This window comes from Streptomyces atratus (genome assembly GCF_040655115.1).
Lineage (GTDB): Bacteria > Actinomycetota > Actinomycetes > Streptomycetales > Streptomycetaceae > Streptomyces > Streptomyces atratus_D.
Genome location: NZ_JBFAJH010000121.1, coordinates 1 through 4,396, shown reverse-complemented (window position 1 = coordinate 4,396; position 4,396 = coordinate 1). Strand labels below are relative to the sequence as shown.

The window sequence follows — 4,396 nt, the reverse complement described above, 5'->3', positions numbered from 1 at the left end:
GCGGCGCTGAGCTACCGCGCGATCGCCTTGTGACAACCCCAGCGATACGCCCGGGGACTTGACTCACTCATATTCCACAGAAACGGCGGGAAGTCCGCAGGCATGGACCGCCACTTGATGCCGTTGTCGACCAGATAGCGGATCGCATCGAGCGTCTGGCGGTGACAATAGCCCTCCGGCCGGCCGCCCCGGCTCTCCATCCACGCCGGCGTCGGGAACCCCTGTCGGACCACCGCCCACTCCGCGTCCGTCATGTCCGAGCCGTAACGGGGCTCCCGGTCCGGATGATCGGCCGCGTTCCCGAACCTGTGGGCGAGACAGTCACACCCCCGGATGGACGAGCTGGACTCCATGCACGTGACCACATAGGACTGCGACAACAGGGCCTCTTACTTCTCGCTGGCTTCGACAACCGCGAGTTACCAAGAGGCCCTTCCTTCATACACGCACGGCCGCCAACTCCCCCGGTCCAGGGACTTGTTCGATCAAGAACGACCGCGTGATCGGAAAGACAACGGCTTGTCAGCTCGAACGAGCAACGACCTGTCCGACGATGGAGAAGCGCCTTTCGCACTGTGGGCAGGTTGCCTCACCGAAGGCATAGGTCAGGGCGTGCGCCACATCCTCGTGGCCGTCCGACAGGGCAAGCTCGTACAGGCGGCGGCCGAGGCCGTCGAGGGCGCGGGGGGCGGCCGGATGGAGAGGGAGGGTTTCGGCATCGTCGGAGAGGGCGTAGTCCTCCGACGTGCTGAAGAGGCCCCGCTCACCAATGGTCACCCATACCGCCGCGCAGCCGTCTGGATCAGGGCACTCGAGCTCGTATTCCTCGCTGACGATGCCCCAGATCAGGTCCTCTGCCCAGTGGATGTCGCCCTCCAGGTTCAGGATCGCCTCGAGCAGATGGCAATAGTCGTTCCGGTCGGCGGTGGCCTGCCGCCACCGGTTCGAAGCGGCCAGCAGGCGTCCGACTTCGGGCGCGTGCTGATGCCGTAGTTTCCGGGTCTCGTATCGCTGGTCGGCCTGAGCAAGGAGGGCGCCGGCCAGGTGGAGGGCCGCGGCCGCCGTGTCGGCGTGGTCACCCTCGGCCATGTCCATCAGCGCGGGCAGTACCAGCGGATGGGAGACTTCGAGGGACCCGTTGTGGTAGAGCTCTGTCCACAGGTCGCTCCAGGCCTGACCGTCCAGACCGGTGGCGGCACGGTTCAGCAGGGTAGCCAGGCGGTCGGAATCGGCGTCGTCTGCATGGGGAACCGGGGAACTCGTCGTCATCTCCGACATCCAAGCAGACTCCGGAGGCCCTGGCTTCATGCCCGCCACGCCGGAAATTACCCAACCGAGTCCCCGTACCCGAACCAATGCTCACCGTGATCGATAGAGCAACGGCTTCTAACAGAGCCCACGCATCCCCCAGCACATGGCCACACCACACACCTGGACCCGCATCTATGGCTGACCACCCCATGGGGAGGCCTCCCGCACCGCCCTACCGTGGCGGACCTGGACCACCGAGCCCAACCCGGACGGGAGAGCCGCGATGCGCAGAGCAAAGAGCACCCTGCTCGGCCTGCTTCTCACTCTGCTGAGCCTAGGAGCAGCCACCACACCGGCCCACGCCGCCCCACCCGCCTATCTCACTCTCGAGGCCACCTACACCACCGTCGCCAACGGCTGGGACCGCGTCGACCGCTACCTCGACACCACCAGCGGTTTCCATTCCGAGCAGTACCCCCCGGACGGCCGTGGCGACCAGGACGGCCAGCGACGCACCTTCTTCAGCGGCGTCAAGCAGCCCTACTCCGGCCGTTTCCTCCTCTACTCCGCCCCCGGCTGGAACAGCGGCAGTCACCCGACTCCCGTCCTCCTCGTCCATGGCGCCAATGACAACGCCGACCGCGCCTGGGCCAACCCCGGCGAAGCCGGTGGCTACGGCTGCGGCACCATCTCCTGCCCCAGCACCGGACTCATGCAGTACCTCGCCGCCCGCGGCTACCGCGTCTTCGCCGTCAACTTCGCCCATAAGCAGGGCGACAACCTGATGCAGGCCCAGCAGGTCGGCGACGCCATCGCCGTCATCAAGGACCGGCTCGGCGTCAGCCAGGTAGACCTCGTCGGCTGGAGCAAGGGGGAGATGTCCACCCGAGCCTACGTCTCCTCACTGCGCCCCAGCTGGGGACGCCCCTACGCCGGAGACGTACGCCGCCTCATCACCCTCGGCGGCCCCAACGGCGGCTACGACTACCCCTACGCCCACGGCTGGGCCCACGACTTCAGCATCTGGCCTCAATGCGGCGGCAGCGTCAACGCCCCCTCGCCCCACCTCTACATGACCTGCTACGGCACCTACACCGCCCACCCTGAATTCGCCTTCGCCCCCACCAACGGCTACGACGTCTATCCCGGACAGCGCCAGATGCTCGCCCGCTGGGACGCCACCTACGGCATCGACATGACCCAACAGGACTGGTACACCACCTACCACGGTGGCCAGGGCATCTATACCTCCGGCAGCGGTATCCAGACCGCCATCGACGCCGGCTCCCTGATCACTCCCCTCCACAACGCAGGCATCCCCGGCACCGTCGCCACCTACCTCCTCGCCGGCGGATCCCCCAATGTCCTCGGCATCTACAACGAGAACCGCGGCCCCAGCGACGGCGTGGTCTTCGTCAACAGTGCCCTCGACCGCACCGGCATCGCCAACGTTGCCGGCACCGCGCTCATCACCACCGCCAACCACCTCCAACTCGGCTGGCACGCCTCCGCCTGCGCCCAGATCGCCGCCTGGCTCGGCTGACCCTGCCACTCCCAAGGACGGACCATGACCCCGCCCGCACTCCTCCCCGGCATCCACGCTCGACGCATCACCACCCCCCGGCTCACCCTCAACCTCCTCGAACTCCCCGACCGGACCGGCGAACCCGTCCTCTTCGTCCACGGCAACGTGTCCGCCGCCACCTTCTGGCAGCAGACCATGCTCGACCTGCCCCACCTCTACCGCCCCCTCGCCGTCGACCTCCGCGGCTTCGGCGATACCGACCCCCTCCCTGTTGACGCCACTCACGGCCTCCGGGACTACAGCGACGACCTCGCCGCCCTGCGCGACACCCTCGCCCTCGACCGCGTCCACCTCGTCGGCTGGAGCATGGGCGGTGGCATCGCTCTCCAACACCTCCGCGATCACCCCGCTGCCGTCCGCAGCCTCACCCTCGTCAACCCCGTCTCCCCCTACGGCTTCGGCGGCACCCACGGCCCCAACGGCCGGCTCAACCACCCCGACGGCGCCGGCTCCGGCGCAGGCACCGTCAACCCCGAATTCGTCCAGCGCCTCGTCGAAGGCGACCGCAGCGAGGACTCACCACTCTCCCCCCGCGCCGTCCTTGCCTCCAGCTACGTCAAACCGCCGCTCCGACCCGCGCTCGAGGACGCCTTCGTCGACGCCATGCTCTCCACCCGCACCGGAGACGACCACTACCCCGGCGACACCCGTCCCAGCGACCACTGGCCCGGCACCGCCCCCGGCCCCCGAGGTGTCCTCAACGCCATGGCCCCCACTCACTTCCGTATTGACGACCTGCACCGGATCGACCCCAAACCGCCCATCGGCTGGATCCGCGGCACCGACGACGTCATCATCTCCGACACCTCGCTCTTCGACCTCGCCCACCTCGGTGCACTCGGCGCCGTCCCCGGCTGGCCCGGCACCTACCACTGCCCTGCCCAACCCATGGTCGCCCAGACCCGCCACGCACTCGATCACTACGCCGCCGCGGGCGGCCCCGTCCGTGAAACCGCCATCCCCGACGCCGGCCACGCCGTCCACATCGACAAGCCCAAGGAGTTCGCCGCCGCCCTCCTCGACACCCTCACCGCGGGCCGGTGAAGCAGCCGGGCCGTCCACCCCGTGCGGACCTGTATCAACCTTGACGTTGCCCGGCGCGATCACGGAGCCAAGGGTTCTTTCCAGTACCCGAGCGGTGGGTGGTCAAGCAGACCTGCCGTCCCTCGACAACTGACTTCACTGCTACCGGGATCCAGCCCGGTGGAGTCGTGAAACCCAGACCTCCGGCCGACGGCCGACCGCGCTCGGTGAGCGTCGTGGCGGCGGCCTCGATGCTCCGCCCCCTGGCGCAAGCAGGCAGCCCGGGGCGCGTCGTTGGCGGCACGTGGGACCATCCGACGACCTATTGCCTGATCGGCCTGCACACACCCGGAAGCCCGGCCCCGTCAGTTGTCGTACGCCTTGCGTGCTCCGATTCCCATGCAGACCGCCGCAGACCCGGCAAGCAGTCCGCTTGCCGGAGCGCCGGACCCGCTCGTCAGACGCGGGGGAAGCGGGCCTGGAGGTCCCAGATCGCGGGGTTGTCGGCGAGTCCCTCGTGCATGTCGGCGAGGTCCG

The 4,396-nt window shown here is 68.4% G+C and carries 4 protein-coding genes; 2 read left to right on the top strand and 2 right to left on the bottom strand.

What is annotated here, in order from left to right; all coding sequences use genetic code 11:
- Positions 1-11 precede the first annotated feature (11 nt).
- Both AB0I23_RS41960 and AB0I23_RS41200 read right to left on the bottom strand, forming a co-directional pair.
- Positions 12-254: a transposase gene (locus AB0I23_RS41960; RefSeq protein ID WP_436847082.1), complete on the bottom strand. Its 243-nt coding sequence runs from the start codon at positions 252-254 to the stop codon at positions 12-14.
- 268 nt (positions 255-522) lie between these two features.
- Positions 523-1,278: a hypothetical protein gene (locus AB0I23_RS41200; protein ID WP_359118372.1), complete on the bottom strand. Its 756-nt coding sequence runs from the start codon at positions 1,276-1,278 to the stop codon at positions 523-525.
- 256 nt (positions 1,279-1,534) lie between these two features.
- Between AB0I23_RS41200 and AB0I23_RS41195 the strand changes: the two genes are divergently transcribed.
- Positions 1,535-2,794: an esterase/lipase family protein gene (locus AB0I23_RS41195; protein ID WP_359118371.1), complete on the top strand. Its 1,260-nt coding sequence runs from the start codon at positions 1,535-1,537 to the stop codon at positions 2,792-2,794.
- A gap of 24 nt (positions 2,795-2,818) precedes the next feature.
- Positions 2,819-3,880 carry an alpha/beta hydrolase gene (locus AB0I23_RS41190; protein WP_359118370.1) on the top strand — a complete coding sequence of 354 codons (1,062 nt, stop codon included), beginning with the start codon at positions 2,819-2,821 and terminating at the stop codon, positions 3,878-3,880.
- The last annotated feature ends 516 nt before the right edge of the window (positions 3,881-4,396 follow it).

Excerpts from the sequence above, each read along its gene's own strand:
- AB0I23_RS41960 (WP_436847082.1), bottom strand. The coding sequence starts at position 254 with ATGACGGACGCGGAGTGGGCGGTGGTCCGACAGGGGTTCCCGACGCCG.
- AB0I23_RS41200 (WP_359118372.1), bottom strand. The coding sequence starts at position 1,278 with ATGTCGGAGATGACGACGAGTTCCCCGGTTCCCCATGCAGACGACGCC.
- AB0I23_RS41195 (WP_359118371.1), top strand. The coding sequence starts at position 1,535 with ATGCGCAGAGCAAAGAGCACCCTGCTCGGCCTGCTTCTCACTCTGCTG.
- AB0I23_RS41190 (WP_359118370.1), top strand. The coding sequence starts at position 2,819 with ATGACCCCGCCCGCACTCCTCCCCGGCATCCACGCTCGACGCATCACC.